Origin of the sequence: Streptomyces sp. NPDC006711, assembly GCF_042869775.1 — a bacterium.
GTDB lineage: Bacteria > Actinomycetota > Actinomycetes > Streptomycetales > Streptomycetaceae > Streptomyces.
This window is the reverse complement of the sequence record NZ_JBIAGO010000001.1, coordinates 207,467-223,551: the sequence shown is the minus strand read 5'-3', so window position 1 is coordinate 223,551 and position 16,085 is coordinate 207,467. Positions and strand designations below refer to the sequence as shown.

Annotated in this window: 13 protein-coding genes; 2 read left to right on the top strand and 11 right to left on the bottom strand. The window is 74.0% G+C overall.

All coding sequences use genetic code 11. The features are described from left to right. Positions 1–6 precede the first annotated feature (6 nt). The 11 genes from ACFYM2_RS01015 to ACFYM2_RS00965 all read right to left on the bottom strand — a co-directional run bounded on the left by ACFYM2_RS01015 (position 7) and on the right by ACFYM2_RS00965 (position 13,489). Positions 7–819 carry an HlyD family efflux transporter periplasmic adaptor subunit gene (locus ACFYM2_RS01015; RefSeq protein WP_358994535.1) on the bottom strand — a complete coding sequence of 271 codons (813 nt, stop codon included), beginning with the start codon at positions 817–819 and terminating at the stop codon, positions 7–9. Next, positions 816–2,396 (bottom strand): SagB family peptide dehydrogenase, encoded by a 1,581-nt coding sequence (locus tag ACFYM2_RS01010; RefSeq protein ID WP_388832291.1) that lies wholly within the window; start codon positions 2,394–2,396, stop codon positions 816–818. The genes ACFYM2_RS01015 and ACFYM2_RS01010 overlap by 4 nt, the downstream gene beginning before the upstream one ends. Then, positions 2,378–4,624: a TOMM precursor leader peptide-binding protein gene (locus ACFYM2_RS01005; RefSeq protein ID WP_388832289.1), complete on the bottom strand. Its 2,247-nt coding sequence runs from the start codon at positions 4,622–4,624 to the stop codon at positions 2,378–2,380. Before ACFYM2_RS01005 ends, ACFYM2_RS01010 begins: the two co-directional genes overlap by 19 nt. 79 nt (positions 4,625–4,703) lie before the next feature. Next, positions 4,704–5,453 carry a VOC family protein gene (locus ACFYM2_RS01000; protein ID WP_388832286.1) on the bottom strand — a complete coding sequence of 250 codons (750 nt, stop codon included), beginning with the start codon at positions 5,451–5,453 and terminating at the stop codon, positions 4,704–4,706. A 149-nt stretch (positions 5,454–5,602) separates the two neighbouring features. Continuing rightward, positions 5,603–6,991: an NAD(P)/FAD-dependent oxidoreductase gene (locus tag ACFYM2_RS00995; RefSeq protein ID WP_358994547.1), complete on the bottom strand. Its 1,389-nt coding sequence runs from the start codon at positions 6,989–6,991 to the stop codon at positions 5,603–5,605. Between the two features lie 88 nt (positions 6,992–7,079). Continuing rightward, on the bottom strand, positions 7,080–7,889 hold the full coding sequence (locus ACFYM2_RS00990; RefSeq protein ID WP_388832283.1) for an alpha/beta fold hydrolase: 810 nt from the start codon (positions 7,887–7,889) through the stop codon (positions 7,080–7,082). A 290-nt stretch (positions 7,890–8,179) separates the two neighbouring features. After that, a complete protein-coding gene (locus tag ACFYM2_RS00985) occupies positions 8,180–9,184 on the bottom strand; it encodes a Rieske 2Fe-2S domain-containing protein (RefSeq protein ID WP_388832280.1) in 1,005 nt (334 codons plus the stop codon). Next, positions 9,181–10,485 (bottom strand): flavin monoamine oxidase family protein, encoded by a 1,305-nt coding sequence (locus ACFYM2_RS00980; RefSeq protein ID WP_388832277.1) that lies wholly within the window; start codon positions 10,483–10,485, stop codon positions 9,181–9,183. Before ACFYM2_RS00980 ends, ACFYM2_RS00985 begins: the two co-directional genes overlap by 4 nt. Further along, complete coding sequence (locus tag ACFYM2_RS00975; protein ID WP_388832274.1) at positions 10,475–11,674, bottom strand: cytochrome P450; 1,200 nt, start codon at positions 11,672–11,674, stop codon at positions 10,475–10,477. The genes ACFYM2_RS00980 and ACFYM2_RS00975 overlap by 11 nt, the downstream gene beginning before the upstream one ends. A gap of 1 nt (position 11,675) precedes the next feature. Continuing rightward, positions 11,676–12,551 carry an ABC transporter permease gene (locus tag ACFYM2_RS00970; protein WP_358994561.1) on the bottom strand — a complete coding sequence of 292 codons (876 nt, stop codon included), beginning with the start codon at positions 12,549–12,551 and terminating at the stop codon, positions 11,676–11,678. Beyond that, positions 12,548–13,489: an ABC transporter ATP-binding protein gene (locus ACFYM2_RS00965; protein WP_358994564.1), complete on the bottom strand. Its 942-nt coding sequence runs from the start codon at positions 13,487–13,489 to the stop codon at positions 12,548–12,550. Before ACFYM2_RS00965 ends, ACFYM2_RS00970 begins: the two co-directional genes overlap by 4 nt. Positions 13,490–13,821: 332 nt before the next feature. Between ACFYM2_RS00965 and ACFYM2_RS00960 the strand changes: the two genes are divergently transcribed. Beyond that, complete coding sequence (locus ACFYM2_RS00960; protein WP_358994567.1) at positions 13,822–15,144, top strand: cytochrome P450; 1,323 nt, start codon at positions 13,822–13,824, stop codon at positions 15,142–15,144. Beyond that, positions 15,141–16,001: a class I SAM-dependent methyltransferase gene (locus tag ACFYM2_RS00955; RefSeq protein ID WP_388832271.1), complete on the top strand. Its 861-nt coding sequence runs from the start codon at positions 15,141–15,143 to the stop codon at positions 15,999–16,001. Before ACFYM2_RS00960 ends, ACFYM2_RS00955 begins: the two co-directional genes overlap by 4 nt. Positions 16,002–16,085: the final 84 nt, after the last annotated feature.

Genomic DNA, 16,085 nt, shown 5'->3' with positions numbered 1-16,085 from the left:
TCCACCTCAGCGTCCGAGAATCAGGCTGAACGGTGTCTGGCTGCCGAGGTTGATCGTCGCCTGGACGGAGACCTGCGTGTCCAGCGCGTGCGGCGGGCCGTCCGTGGTCGACCAGGCGTATCCCGACCGGGTGGCGGAGGAGCGGACCAGGTCGACGACGACCAGGCGGGGCGCGCTCGTCGCGGCGTAACTCCTGGCGGCGAGGTCGCCGCCCACCAGGCCGGTCAGTTCGCCCGAGGTGAGCGGGTAGGGGCTCACCGAGGTGATCCTGCCGCGCAGCAGCCCGAAGACGCCGGCCGGGGCGCTCGACACCGACAGGTCCACGGGCCGGCCAGGGACCAGGCCGACCGCGCGGGCGGCCGGCACGAAGACCATGGCCACGATCCGGTCGTCGGCGGCGTCGGTGCGCTCGACGGTGGCGAGGGTGGAGCCGGCCGGTATGACCTGCCCCTCGCTCACCCCCAGGCCCACCACATGCCCGGCGAAGGGGCTGGTGACCGGCGAGGACGTGCCGTCGGCCGACCGCACCCGCGCGACGGGCTGCCCAGCGGCGACGCTGTCGGTGGCGCGCACGAGCAGCTGGGTGACCGTGCCCGGCACCGGGCTCTGCACCTGGGCGCTGCCGAGCGGCCGGGTCAGCAGGCCGGGCGCGGAGACGCTGATGGGCAGGCTGCCCCGGAACGCCCAGAGCGAGGCACCGGCCATGATGATCATGACGACGAAGACGGCGATCCAGCCCCGGGGCGCGGCGAGCAGGGTGGGGGAGTCCAACTCGTCGGGCTCCCGCATGCGTTGCAGCGCCTTGTAGCGGAAGTTCATGGTCTCTCCTCGGCGGCGAAGGCCCCCGCGTGGGGCGCCGCGCCGGGGCCGGCCGAAGGGGCGCCGGCCGAAGGGGCGCCGGCGGCCAGGGGTGGCACGGCGAAGGGGTGGCGCAGGCGCGCGGGCCTGCTGCCGACGACCAGTTCCCCGACGCCGCCCTCGGCCAGCGGGTCGAGCCCGGTGGCCGCCGCGAAGTCGGCCGCGTCGCCGCCGCCGAGCCCGCACACCGCGAGCCCCATCGCGGCGCCGACCAGATACACGGTCTGGTAGAACACCCCGACGTGCTTGAGCAGCAGCGGATAGGCGACCGTCTCGTACTTCCACATGACGCGCCCGAACCGCGCCGCCACCAGCAGCACGACCTGGGGGTCGTCCGTCATCAGGGCCCCCTCGCGGGCGCCGTGCACCAGCGCGGCGGTGGCCGGGCCGGGCTGCGCCACGTGTTCGAGCTCGTGCCGGTCGGTGCGGTAGTGCCACAGGCCCGGCTCGATGCCCGCGCAGGCGGTGACGAGCGGATAGACCTCCAGCTCGTGCACTGCGCCACCGCTGGGATAGGGCCGGTCGGCCAGCTCCTGCCCGTCCCCGCCGGTGAACGTCTGGCGGCAGCGGGCCGTGCGGTAGAGGAGTTCACCGAGCTGTACGTCGGTGAGGGGCGCGGCGGCGTCGTGCTCGCGGACCGAACGCCGGCTCTCCAGGACCTCGGTCAGCGAGGGGTCGGTGCGGGCGATGGCCGCCAGGTCCGGGACGGGCAGGGCCACGCGCCGGGTGCCGCGCGCGGGCGGCGCGGCGGGCAGCGGCGCGAAGTGGTCGCGGCCCGGGTAGGTGCCGCCGTAGCCGGCGACCGTGCGCGGGTTGCGGCTGCGGGCGTGCAGCCACAGCTCGGCCGGCGCCCACTGGGCGGCGGGCAGCGCGGTGTCCTCAAGGTCCTGGCCGGGCGCGCCGGGGGCGAGCAGTCCGGCGGCGTGCAGCAGCCGCAGCGTCGCGTCCGTGCCCGCCAGCGCGAGCCGTTCCCCGGCCGCCTCGGGCGTCGTCCAGTCGGCGAGCACGCCGAGCAGCGCGGACGCCTCGGGGCAGAGCGTGACCGTGAGGTGGCTGCCCGGCGCGGCCAGGGTCAGCCGTCCGCCGCCGACCTGGGCCAGGGCGAAACGGGAGAGCTTGACGGGCCGGCCGGCCAGCGGCGCGGGGCCGAGCACCGTGCGTCCACGACCGACCGGTGACAGCCGCGCCAGCTCCGACTCGCCGCTGAGGACGGCGTGTTCGAGCAGCCCCTCCTCGTCGAGCCGGCCCACCGCGAGCCGCAGCCGCAGCAGCGCCCGCATGCCGTCGGCGGCGACGACCCGGGCCCCGAGCGCGTCCAGATCCTGCCACCCGGTGGCGAGCAGGGCAAGCTCCGACCGTACGCCGAGCGGAAGTTGACGCAGCGTCAGAGTGGATCGCGGTCCGGTGATCCGCAGTTCGCCGTCGCCGGGCGTGGTGAGCCGCGCGTCGGGGCGCAGCCGCGAGGAGGTCGTGACCGGGGCGGCAGCCAAGGGCGCGGCGGGGGCCGGCGCCGGGGCGGTCAGAAGAACACGTTCCACGGATTCACCTCTTCCTCGCGCGTCGGCTCCGCCAGGAGACCGAGCTGTACGGGTACGTCGTAGAGGCGGCCCGGGCCGAGCCGGCGCCAGAAGTGGCGCATGCCGGGGGCGATCACCTTGACCACGTGCAGATCCAGATCGGGCTGGGTCTGGTCGAGCACGATCACCTCGATGCCGGCCCGGTTCGCGCGGGCCACGCACTCCTCGATGTGGCCGGCCAGGTCGTGCCCGGCGAAGTTCTGGTGGCTCGCGAGGGTGGTGGGGGGCAGCGCGGGGTCGGGCAGCAGCCAGGGCTCGTCGGCGAGCCTGGCCGTGCGGCACCACTTCAGGGTCTCGACGTCGTCGGTGCGGTACTCGGTGTTGCCGTCGGCGTCCCTGCGCTCCACGAACGGCAGGAACTGGTTGACCTCGGTCAGGGCGCGCATCGCGGCGATCGCGGGGTCGGGGTGGGCGCCGAAGCCGACCATGATGTCCTCGACCTCGTGGCGCCGGTGCGAGAGCGCGGCGAACGTCGGGATGCCGAGGTCGCTGGTGAGGTCGAGGACCCACAGGTCGCGGTCCATGCCGGCGTAGAAGCGGCGCAGCGAGTCGATGTAGGGGTCTTCGAGCGAGTCCAGGTCGAAGGCGGGCCTGCGCAGCCGGTTGTACCACCACAGGGCCACCGCGTCGCGCTCGACGACCTCGCAGAAGCCCTGGAGGACCGCCTCTTCGAGGGTGTTGCCGCTCGCGCCGCCGTTGGAGTCGCCCACGCAGTAGAAGTGCCGGGCCAGATCCGGGTGTCCGTAGTAGGCGTAACCGGTCGGCACCAGGCGTTCGGTGGCGTGGGTCAGGGACCAGGCGGTGGACCAGTCGAGCGGCAGATCGGTGCGGAAACGTTCCGGCACGAGGTGGATGCGGTGCTCGGGATCGGCGTTCCAGGCATCGCGCCCGGCGAACTGCGCGGGCGAGAAAAGCAGCAGCTGGTCCATGTGCAGGGCCACGGCGGGATCGAGGTCCGCGTACGCGGCGCGCCGCACCGGCTCACCGCCGCGCCACACCGCCGAATAACGCTCGATCGCCTCGCAGAGCGCGCTGACTTTCGCCTGTATCTCCGACCTTCCTTTTCCTCCGCTCTGCCCGCGCATATTGCGGCGCAAAAGATCCATGTTGTCGTTGACCATGGCGAAGTTGTGGCCGGCCGTGAAGGCGTAGGTGATTCCGTTTCCGATGTCGTCGTGCGCGCCGAGTTTGGTGATCGCGCCCAGGTGCGCGCTGACGTGGTGCTTCAGGCGCTCGTAGGTCAGCTGCGGGGGCAGCGTGCGGTAGCCGCCGTCGGTGGTGTGCCGGGCGGCGCCGGGGGTGAGGACGACCTTGGGGCTCCGGTGCGCGGTCAGGCCCGGGTCCCCGCAGGAGGGGCACTGCGGGCGGCGCACCAGGGTGTGGCCGGTGGTGGCGAGCCCGGCCAGATCCAGCGTCACCATCCGCCCCGCCAGGGCCTGAGACTCACCCGTGGCCAGGAAACGCGCGGCCTCCGTCGCGAGCAGCCCGGCGAGCGCCTGGTGGCCGCCGGGGTGCGCGGCGATGGTGGTGCCGCGTGGTACGCGGTCGCCGCGCTTGCCGCTCAGATAGCGCTCGACCTGCCGGTTCTCGAAGAGCCGCTGGGCCAGACAGGACCAGCAGCCGCTCTGCCCCGGCAGGAGGAGCGGGCCGAGCCAGGCGGTGACGCCGGCGGGCCTGGCCAGCAGCCAGGGCCGCCCGTCGGCGAGCCGTTCGCGGTTGACCGACTCCAGCTCCGGATCCAGGTAGTCCGCCACCAGGACCACCTGGAGGGCGCCGTCCTCGCCGACCCGTATCCCGCTCGAACGCAGCGCCTCGGTGACCGGCGCCGGGTCGGCGCCGCCCAGCACGGTCAGGCACACACCGCGGGCGCCCGCCTCGACCACGGCGTACGGGTCGATGCCCTGCGCGTCCCAGAACGCGAGGGCGCGCTCGTCGAGGCCGGGCCGGCCCTCCGCGAGGTGGCCCGCGGCCTCGTAGCGCCGCAGCGCGGTCAGGGTCTGGGGGAGCGAGAGCTCGCCGTGCAGCGCCTGGACGATCTCGCCGACCGTCTTGCGGCCGTCCAGATGGGGCAGTACCGCAACCGCGCCCCGGCCTTTGAGCAGATAATGCTGATCGTCGGCGACCAGGAATACCCGGTCGCCATCGACGATTTCCGCGCCGAAGTGTGCTTTGAGACGAGGACGTTCCAAAATTCAGCCCCCCAGGAGAATGACCCCGAATTCGAATGCGGGATCAGTCAAGCATGGGGGGAATGCGCTCGAACATACTTCAGTTTTTGGCCGGGATGCGTATGTTCCGGGGCGGCCCCGCGTACGTATCGGGGCCCGCCGGGCGGGGCGCGGCGGCGCTCAGGCCGAACCGGGCGCCGCCCGCGTCGCGCAGCACCACCCGGCCCCCGGCTGCGGGACCGACCGGACGCGCCCCGGCCAGCAGAGCGGCGCCCGCCGACGCGACCGGGGAGTCCACGCCGAAGTACACCAGCCAGTGCGGCGGGGCCGAGCGGTCCTGGACGATCCGGAAGGAGCCGCCGGGCCCGTCCCCGGCTGTCGGGTGCGCGCCGAGCCCCCGGTAGAAACCGGCCACCGCCGAGGGGTCGGGCACCCGCAGTTCGTACCCGCAGGCCGCGCCCGCCTCGTCGGCCAGGACCACGCCCCGCGCCCGCGCCCCCTGCCAGCAGCCCGTCAGGGTGCCCGCCGGGTCGGTGGCGAGCAGCAGCCGGCCGTTCGGCCCGGCGTCCACCGGGCCCAGCACCACGCGGCCGCCTAGCTCCGCGATCACCGCCGCGGTGGCGTCCACGTCCTTCGCGGCCAGATACACCGTCCACGACTCCAGGGGCCCGGGCGCCGAGCCGAAGCCCGCGACCAGCTCCCCGGCCAGCCGGGCCGTGCGGTAGCCGCCCTCCTCGGCGTACGTCCAGCCGAACAGGGCGGCGTAGAAGGCCTCCGCCGCCTCGGGCCTGGCCGAGATCCGGTCGATCCAGCACGGGTCCCCGGCCGCATAGGTGGTACGCACAGGCATGATGTCCCCCTGGAATTGGGTGTGTTGACGTGCCGATGGGGGGCGCGGCATGCCGCGCCCTCTTGAGAGCGGGGCAGGGTGAGTGGGGCGGGCGGGGTGAGAGGGGTGAGCGCGGCGGGGGCCGGGCGCTCGGCCTCCGCCGCGCCGGGTCAGGCCCGGTGGATGCCGAGGCGGCCCTGTGTCCTCAGATGGAGTCCGGAGGCGGCGTCGTACAGATCGCCCGGGTCCAGCTTCATCGGGGCGCTGGTCACCCCCGAGGCGCGCTGTCCCTCGGCGGCGCGCCCCTTGGCGAGTCCCGCCGCCTCGATCAGGCCGAGCGCGGGGGCCACGCCGCCCGTCGTGGTGGCGTCCCGCAGATCGGTGAGCCCGGCCACGATCGCGCCGAACGCGCTGTCCGGCTCCTCGTCGCCGGCGTCCCGCAGCAGGGTCTGGGCCAGCCAGAAGTAGTGCTTGCGGCCCTGGTACTTGCGGTACATCCCCGACACGAGCGCCAGCATCCGCGCGTAGGAGTCGCGGTACAGCGTCTCGTAGAAACCCAGCGCCTCCGCCTCGCCGACGTCGCGGTACTCGATCGCGTTGATGGCGGCCGCCGACAACATGCCGCTGTACATGGCCAGATGGACGCCGGTGGACAGCAGCGGGTCGAGGAAGCAGGCCGCGTCGCCCGCCATGAAGTAGCCGGGACCGCAGAACCGGTCGGCGACGTAACTGAAGTCCTGCTCGACCCGGACCCGCCCCTCGTGGGCGGCGCCCGCCACCAGCTCGCGTACCGTCGGCGACTCGGCCACCAGCGCCCGGAACATCTCCTCCAGGGAGGCGAACTTCGGGCGGCGCTGGGCGAACTGGGTCTGGTGCGTGACGAATCCGACGCTGTACTCGTCGTCCTTCAGCGGGATCACCCAGTACCAGCCCTGCGGCGAGGAGATCACGTCGATGCCGCCCGACGGCGTGTCCGGCAGCAGCTTCGCGCCCCGGTAGTAGCCCCAGATGGCGACGTTGCGGAAGACGTCGTGGCGCTCGCGGTTCTTGAACTGGCGCGCCGAGAGCAGACCGGCGCGCCCCGAGGCGTCCACGACGTGGTCGAACTCCATCCGGTTCAGGCGCCCTTGGTGCTCCCAGCCCGCCGCGACCGCGCGCCCGCCCTCGAAGTGGATCTGCTTGACCGTCGCCTCCTGCACCACCCGCGCGCCCTGTTCCGCGGCGTGGTCGAGCAGGACCTGGTCGAAGTCGGCGCGGTCGACCTGCCAGGAGCGGATGTCCTCGCCGAACATGTCGCGCCAGTCCACCGACCAGTCCTTCTCCGCGCCCCAGCGCAGCAGTACGCCCCGCTTGACGGGGTAGCCGCGCGCCTCGACCTTCTCGGCGACCCCGGAGTACTCCATGATGGCGCGGCAGGACGGGGCGATGGACTCGCCCACGTGGTAGCGCGGGAACCGGTCGCGCTCCAGGAGTGTCACGCGGTGGCCGGCCCGGGCGAGCAGGGCCGCGCTGGTCGAGCCGGCCGGCCCGCCTCCGATGACGAGCACCGTGCCTGTCATGTCTTCTCCTTAGGATCCTCGGTGACGCGGGGTGAGGCGGGGCGCCGGGAGCGCCGGGGGCGCGGTTACGGGAGCGGCGGTTCAGGGTTCAGGCCAGATGGGCCGCGAGGGCGGTGGCGACCGCGTCGGGGCGTTCGAGCAGCGGAAGGTGACCGGCGCCCGTGACGGTGCGTACCGCGCAGTGCGGCACGGTGGCGCCGAGCAGCCGGGCGTTGGCGGTGAACGTCGGCATGTCCTCGTCCCCGACGACGACCAGGGTGCGGGCCGCGATCCGGGCGAGGTGCGCGGGGGAGTGGACCTGGGTGGTGAGCCCGCTCATCGCGCCGTCGTCGAGCTCTTGCCACGAGTGGCGGCCGATCACCTGACGGAGCCGGGCGTGGAGCTCGGGGTGGCGGGAGGCGCCCCGGAAGATGTCGGGGGGCGAGGTCATCCACAGGTCGGCGAGCGGCGCGGCGCTCCCGGCGAGCCGTCTGAGCATCACCAGTTCCTGGTAGCGCCGCTTGGCGTGCGGTTCGGCGGGCGCCCCGCCCAGCGTCGGCGCGGCCAGCACGAGCCGGGTGAGCAGGGCGGGTTCGTCGATCGCCAGCTGGGTGGCGGCGAGCGAGCCGAAGGAGAGGGCGACCATCCGCGTCGCGCCCTCGCGGCGCGCCAACTCGCCCAGTTCCGCCGCGAGTTCGGCCAGGCCGAGCCCGGCGGGGATGGGCCCCGAGCGGCCGTGTCCCGGCAGGTCGACGCCGACATGCCGAAAGCCGGGAAGCAGCTCCCACAGCGGGCTCCAGGTGCTGGAGTCCATGGTGTAGCCGTGGATCCACAGCACGGTGGGGCCGCTGCCGTACGCGGTGGTGGCCAGGGCTGGACACCTGCCGCCAGGTGCGGGTGCGGGGGCGGCGGGGCGCACGGAGGCAGACGGGCCCGGGTTCGTCGGGTCCTTCGGGAGTCGGCCCGGGTTCGTCGGGTCCTTCGCAGGTGGGCCCGGGGTCAGTGGGTCCTGTCGAAGTGGGCCCGGGTTCATTCGGTCCTCCGGAAGCGGGTCCGGGTTCGTCGGGTCCTTCGAGGATCGGCCCGGGTTCATCGGGGCCTCCCGAAGCGGTCCTGCGTTCATCCGGTCCTCCCCAAGCCGGCCCGGGTTCGTCCGGTCCTGCCGAAGTGGGCCCGGGTTTATCCGGCCCTCCGGGAGCCGGCCCGGGTTCATTGGGTCCTCCCGAAGCCGGCGCAGAACGCGCGGAACGCCAGTACCGGGTCATCGCCCGCGTCGTAGTGGGGCTCGGCGGTGTGGTCCAGGTTCTCCCAGATGGAGATGTCCTCGCCGATCGCCTTGTGGCTGCCCTCGATCAGCATCCCCAGCTCCCCCTCGTGGCCCGCCGACACGCCGATCGCGACCCGCGCCACACATCCCGTAGCCGTCGCCGACGCGGCGGTGACGATGACATGGGTGCGCCCGGGCGGCCCGAATTCCGTGACCACCACCCCGGGGCTGAAGGCGCGGGCCAGGAACCGGGGCCGGTAGTCCCAGCGGACCACGCCGGTGCGCACCGCCTGCCAGCGGACCTCCTCCTTGGCCCGGTCGTCCTGCCAGGGCGAGGTCTGCATGAGGAATTCGCCCTCGATCACCAGCTCGCCCGCCTCGCCGGTCCGCGCCTGCATCCCGGTCACCTTGGGCACCTTGTGCAGGGCGGTGAAGTGATCGCCGTCGAAGGCGTTCTCGACGATCAGGTCGGCGGGCGCGGCGATGGCCCGGGTGAGCGCGGGCACGAGCGGATGGGTGGCGGCGAAACGCGCCAGGGCCTCGGGGAACCCCCGCTCGTCGGCGTCGTCGGACCCGAACCGGGTGAACAGCGCCTGGCCCCAGCGGAGTACGGGATACTCCCGCACGGCCCAGCGCCTGTTGGCGCGGTCGCCCAGGGCGATGCGTTTGCCGTGGAAGGGGCAGATCACGCAGTCCCCTTCGAGGGTGCCGCCGATTCCCAAGTGGGCGCCCCGGTGCGGGCAGTTGGCGTCGAAGAGCCGCACCCGCTCGTCCTGTTCGACGGCGATGAGCCGGCGCGGGCCGATGGCGAGCGGGGTGAGGCCGCCGGTCAGCTCGGACAGGAAGGCGAACAGGTGCCATCCGGTGTGCGGGGCGGACGCCACGGCGCGAGGGGCGCTGGCGGCGGTGGAAGGGGCGGTCGCCGCGGCACGGTCCTGGTGTGTCATGGGCGTACCGCCGCGAGGATGTCGTGGGCCGTGCGCAGGCCGCTGTCCAGGGCGCTGTGCAGCCAGGGAAGGCGGCGACCGGCCGCCGTGGCCTCGCCCGCGAAGAAGAGGGTGTCGCCCAGCGGCGCGGACCAGGAGGCGGCGGCGGCCTCGGCGCCCGGCCCCGCGTGGGTGAAGGCGCCGAGGCTCCAGGGCGAGGCCCCCCAGTCCGCCACCGTCACCCCCCGCACCTCGGCCCGCGCGGTCCACGGCAGGGCGGGCGCGAGCAGCCTGCCCACGCTGTCGGGGGAGTCGGCGGCGGCGGCGCGGACCGCGTCCGCCGCCCCCGCCTTGGCCACCACGAGCACTTGGCGCCGGCCGGGGTGGCTGGTCACGAAGCCGCGTGCGCCGTCCGCGTCGAAGACCACCGTCGGCGTGGCGCGGGTGACGGGAGCCGGCCGGGAGTAGGTGACCGCGAGGCAGCAGGCGTCGCCCGCCGGCAGCCGGGCCGCCGCGTCGCTCTTCGCGGCGGGCAGGACGGCGATCTTCAGGTGGCCCGTGGCGACGACGGCGGGCGGCGCCGTCACGACGAGCGCGCGCGCCGTCAACTCCCCCTGGTCCGTACGTACGTGAACGCGTCCGGGTGCCCACTCCACCGAGCGCACCGGCATCCCGAGCCGCACGTCGAGCCCGGCGGCGAGGCGGGCCGGGAGCCGGTCGAGGCCGCCCGGCAGCGCGTACTCGCCGTCCCCCACGCCGTCGCCCCGATGGGCCGCCGCCACCGCGCGGGCGTCCAGGCGCGCGGGGTCCACGGCCCAGTGCTGGGCGAACCACTCCCTCGCCGCCCGCGTCTCGGCGCGGCTCAGGCGGTGCGTGGCGAGCCAGTCGGCGACCGAGCCCTCAAGGGCGCCGGAGGCCGTGGCGAGGCGGTGCTGGAGCGCCCAGGGGGCCCGCCCGTAGCGCCCGAGCGCGGCGAGTTGGGCGAGGCGTCCTTCGGTGACGGCGCGGGCGTCGGCGGTGCGGGGCACGGCGTCCAGCGGTCCGGCCAGCGCGTGCACGGGGCTCGCGGCGCCGTGCACGACCTGGGCGCCGAGTTCCAGCGGGGGGCCGCCGTCGTCGGGGCGGAAGGTGCGGATGCGGCCGCCGATGCGGCGCCGGGCCTCAAGGACCAGTACGGCAACCCCGGCGTCGGCCAGCGTCCTGGCGCACATCAGCCCGGCGGCCCCCGCCCCCGCCACGATCACCGCGTGCGGTATCTGTCCGGCCGCTTTCCGCCCGGTGGCCAGCTCGGCGGCTTGTTCGGCGTTCTGCTCAGCGGGCATCGGCGCTCCCTGTCGTGACGGGGCAGCCGAGCAGCCGCCGAGGTAGGGGTCGTGGGTCCCAGGCGAGCTCACCGGACGGCTGCGCCAGGGCGAGCGAGGGGTGGCGGCGTACCAGCCGGGTGAGCAGCAACTCCAGGGACACGCGCACCAGTTGGGCCGCAAGGCAGAAGTGGGTTCCGGCGCCGAACGCGAGCTGGGGGTTGGCGGCCCGGCCGGGCACCAGCTCGTCGGGGCGCTCGAAGACGGCCGGGTCGCGGTTGGCCGCGCCGATGATGATCAGGACGCGGCCGCCCTGGGGCACGGTCCCGCCGGGCAGCGCCACCTGCGCACGGGCGACCCGGGCCGTGAAGGGGATGGGCGCTTCGAGGCGCAGCAGCTCCTGGACGAGCAGCCGGGCGTCGTCCGCGTCGCCCTCGCGCAGCAGGGCGACCGCGTCGGGCCGGGGCAGCAGCCAGTACAGCGCGTTGCCGACCGCCTCGGCCAGGGGCTGCCAGCCGCCGACGACGGCCAGGCCGAGTATGCCGGCCCACTCGCGCTCGGTGAGCCGGGTGTCCGCTTTAAGGCGGGCCAGCGGCCCTTCGGTGACGGTACGGGCGTGCGCGGTGAGGAAGCGGCTGAGCTCGCCCATCGCGGCCCGGCCCGCCATCGCCACGGCGGGCCCGGCCAGCGGATCGAGGTTGACCGACGCGGCGCGGGCCAGGGCGGCGAAGGTCGCCCAGTCGGCGCGGGGCAGCTGGAAGAGCCGCCCGAACACGGCCGTGGCGAACGGCGCCCCCACATCCTCGACGCCGTCCGCCCGGGGCGCGAGCCCGTCCACCAGGGCGTCCACGTCCGCGCCCAGGACGTCGGCCAGGGCGCGGATCACGGCGGGCCCGAGCAGCAACTGGCCCGGCGCGCGAAGGCGTTGGTGCTCGGGCGGGTCGGTGGTCAGCATGGACGGCGGCAGCGTGTCGCTCCTGGCCCGCTCCCGCTGCCCGGCGGCGGCCGAGAGCCCGTCCGCGCGCAGCGCGGCCGCGCAGTCGGCGTGGCTGGTGAGCCACCACATGCGGGAGAACGGGTCGTAGTGCACCGGGTCGTGGGCCCGCAGCCAGCCGTAGGTAGGCCCCGGGTCGGCGCGGCCCGCCGGTGAGAAGGGGTGCGGCAGGTGGGCGGGCAGCCGCACCCCGGCCGTCTGGGGGCTCGTGGTCATCTCAGTTCACCCGGGGCCCGCGCCAGCGGAACGTCAGCGCCGAGAGCACCGCCCCGCCCAGCGCCCACAGGGCCAGGACCAGGGCGATGCGTCCCAGCTCCCAGGAGCCCGCCGGTTCCACCACCGCGAAGGAGTCCGGCAGGAACACCGAACGGAAGCCCTGCGCCATCCACTTGACGGGGAACAGCGCCGCCACGCCCTGCATCCACGACGGCAGCTGGTTGAACGGGAAGAAGACACCGGAGATGAACTGGAGGACCATGAACACCGGCGTCACGATCGCCGCCGCCGACCGGCTGTTGGGGATCAGGGCGCTGTAGGCCACCGCGATCAGCGAGCAGGCGACCGTGCCGAGCCCGAGGTCCCAGCCGAGCGTCGCCCAGCGCGTCGCGGTGCTCGGCAGCGGCAGCCCGAACAGCAGGACCGCGATCCCGACGAGCAGCACGGTCTCCAGGACGGCGGTGACCACCACCCGGATCAACTTGCCGATGAAGTAGGCCGACTTGGGCATCGGGGTGATGCCCAGGCGCCGCACCGTGCCGGTGTCGCGCTCGATGGCGATGCTGATGGCCAGGCCCGAGAACGCCGTGCTCATCACGCCGGCCGCGATGATCCCGGCCATGAACACCTGCTTGACGTCGGTCCCTGTGCCCTTGACGGTGCCGGAGAAGATCGAACCGAACACCAGGAGCAGCAGGACCGGGAAGAGCAGCGTGAAGATCAGCGACTGCTTGTTGCGGAAGAAGGCCTTCAGTTCGACGGAGCTCCTGGCGAGCCCCGTCCGCCACATGCCCGGCATCGGGCGCTGGGTCGCCGGGGCCCTGCGGGCGGCCGTGGCCGGGCGGCCCGACGCCGACGGCTCGGTGGTGGTGGTCATGACGCCCCCAGTTCGCTGTTGCGCCGGATCAGGTCCAGGTAGATCTCTTCGAGGCTGGGCCGGTGCACCCGCAGATCGGGCAGCTCCGGCACGTTCGCGGCGTCCGCCCAGGCGAGCAGGGTGCGCAGCACCTGGCTGGGCTGCTCGGTCAGCACGCTCACCGCGCTGCCGTGCTCCTCGGCCCGCGCGCCCGGCGGCAGGCCCGGCAGCGCCAGGCCGTCCAGGGCGGCCGGGCGCTGGAAGGAGACGGTGGCCGGGGTCCGCGCGCGGTCGCCGAGCTGGTCCAGCGGCCCGACCTCGACGACCCGGCCCTCCACGATGACGGCGGCCCGCTGGGACAGCGCCTCCGCCTCGTCCAGATAGTGCGTGGTGAGTACGGTGGTGGTGCCCCGGTCGGCGAAGAACCGCACCAGGTCCCAGGCCTCGCGGCGGGCGACCGGGTCAAGGCCCGTGGTCGGCTCGTCCAGGAAGATCAGTTCGGGATCGCCCACGATCCCCACGGCCACGTCCAGGCGCCGCTGCTGGCCGCCCGAGAGCGCCAGGCTCTGCTTGCGCTGGTGCTTGGCGAGCCCGACCATGTCGATGACCTGGTCGACGGGGAGCGGCGCCGGGTAGAACGCCGCGAAGTGCGAGATCACCTCACGCACCGTCAAGTCCGGGTAGCTGCCGGTCGTTTGGGGCACCACGCCGATCCGGGCCCGCCAGGAGCGCCGGTCGCGGTTCGGATCCTCGCCGAGCACGGTCACCTCGCCCCCGCTGCGGTGGCGAATTCCCTCCAGAATTTCGACCGTGGTGCTCTTTCCCGCGCCATTCGGACCGAGCAGTGAAAAGATCTCACCGGGAAATACATCAAGGTCCACGCCGCGCACCGCTTCGTGGTCTCCGTATTGTTTTCGAAGTCCTCGTACGGTGATGGGGTTGCCCTCGTCGACGATCACCAGGCTGCTCCTCTTCCACTGAATCCTGATCCCTCCGGCAGCCTGCCACGGGGCCCGTACCAGGCCAATACTTCACTTCTGGGCGGCAGTACCGACGTATTGAACCCGTTGACCCGGCCGCGCTAGATTGCGGCGCCCGGCCCCGCCGGACGCAGGTGCGCCGTACGTATCGAGCCCCGGCGCCGTACGTATCAGGGCCCGCGACCTTACGTATGCGCGGCCCTTGTTCTTACGTATCGCGAAATGTTTGCGCGTACGTATCGGCGTCCCGTGGCACCTCCCGCGTACGCGTGGAAATCACCGACCCCTACCCAGGACAGGCGGTCCGTCCCATGCCCGAGCAACTGACCCTGCCGCCCGGCCCGGCGGACCAGGTCGACCTGGAGCGGATGCGGCAGGCTCCACTCGACTTCGTCACCGAACTGGCCCGCACCCATGGAGATGTGACGTGCCATCGGGCCGACGGGGACACCGTGTACCTGCTCAACCGGCCCGACCTGGTCCGCCACGTCCTCAAGGACAACGGCGCCAACTACAGCAAGGAGCGGACCCCGGACGACCGCATGCTGCGCCCGCTGCTCGGCAACGGCCTGCTGACCAGTGACGGCGAGGAGTGGGCCCGCCAGCGCCACCAGTGCGCGCCGGCTTTCCGCCCCGGCGCGGTGAAGGCCTTCGACACCGTGATCACCGACGCGGCCCGCACCATGATCGACCAGTGGGAGCCGGCCATCGCGGCGGGCACCCCGCTCGCCGTCGACCACCACCTGGCGGCGCTGACCCTGACCATCGTGACGCGGGCGATCCTCGGCGCCGACCTCACCGGCATCGGCGAGGGCTTCGGCGAAGCGGTCGACGCCGTCAACCGGTGCATCGGCCACTACGTACCGCCCGACGACCCCGATCCGGACGACACCGCCCGCAGGCAGCGCGACTTCGCCCGCGCCCGCGCCTTCCTCGGCCTGGTCACCACCACCCTGATCGGCGCGCGCCGGGTCGCGGGCGGCGGCGGTGCCACCCTGCTCGACGCCCTGCTCGGCGGCCCGCACCCGCTGAGCGAGCGGGAGCTGCGCGACGAGGTGCTGACCCTGATCATGGCCGGGCACGAGACCACCGCGAAGTCGCTGACCTGGACCCTGTACCTGCTCGATCAGCACCGCGCCGAGGCGGACCTGGTCCGCGAGGAGGTCGACCGGGTGCTCGGCGGCCGCACCCCGACCGCCGCCGACCTGCCCCGGCTCGTGCACTGCAAGCGGGCCGTGCAGGAGGCCATGCGGCTCTACCCGCCGGTGTGGCTCACCACCCGGCGGGCCCGCGCGGCCGATGTGATCGACGGCTACGACGTCGCGCCCGGCACCCTGGTCTGCGTCAGCCAGTGGGTGCTGCACCGCGACCCCCGCTACTGGGAGCGGCCCGATGCGTACATCCCGGCCCGGTTCGCGGGACCCGTGCGGCCCAGCCACCTCTACCTCCCCTTCGGCGGCGGCGACCGGGTGTGCATCGGGCAGCACTTCGCCCTGGTGGAGGCGGTCCTCGTGCTCGCGACGCTGGCCCAGCGGGTCCGCCTCGAACTGGTCGAGGGCTTCCCGGTGGAGCCGGAGGCCCTGGTCACCCTGCGCCCCAAGCACGGCATGCGCATGATCGCGAGATCCCGATGAGCGCGCCCGCCCGCCCCGCCGGGTCCTACGACCCCGCCCACACCACCGGTGGCGGCCTCGGCGGCGAACTCGCCCGCCTGGAGGCCCAGGCCGGCCTCTCCTTCCCCGAAGAGCTGCGCGTGCTGCGCCAGTTGGGCCTGTCCGAACGCGGCGTGCTGCTCGAACTGGGCGCGGGGCCCGGCGCGGTCACCCGGCGGCTGAGGGCCGAGCTGCCCGCCCTCGACGTCGTCGCCCTGGACATCGACGAGACGCTGCTCGGACACAACACCGCGAGGGGCGCGGCCCGGGTGGTCGGGGACGCGGGCCGGCTGCCGCTGCGGGACGCCTGCGTGGACGCCGTACTGCTGCGGTACGTGCTCCAGCACCTGCCCGAACCGGGAGCGGCCCTGGCCGAGGTGGCCCGCGTCCTCAAGCCGGGTGGCAGGGTCATCACCATCGAGGTGGACAACGGCTGCTGGGGACTTGCCGAACCCGTCTATCCCGAACTCGGGCCCATTCACGCCGCGTTGGCCGCTGCCCAGCGCGGCGCGGGCGGCGACCGCACCGTCGGGCGCCGGATGACCAGGATGCTGCGCGCGGCCGGATTCGACGAGGTGGCCCTGCGGCTCTTCGCCACCAGCAGCGACGACCGCCCGGTCGCCGACTTCGCCCCCCACCTCGGCCCCCAGCGCCTCGAACCGCTGGTCGCCGACGGCCGCCTCCCGCTCGCCGCGCTCGCCCTGGCCGCCGACCGCTGGCGGCGTTTCCAGGAGGACCCGGAGGCGTGGGTGATGCTGGTGGGCTTCGTCGCGACGGGCACGGCGGCCGGGGCGGGCGGGAGCGGACCGGAGCAGGACGCCCGGCCCAAGGCCCCCTGAAACGCCGAGGACCACGGCGCCGGGGCAGCGCACCGTGGTCCTCGAGTCCGGCCGGGCGGCCGGGTCCGGCAGCGGGGCCCGGGG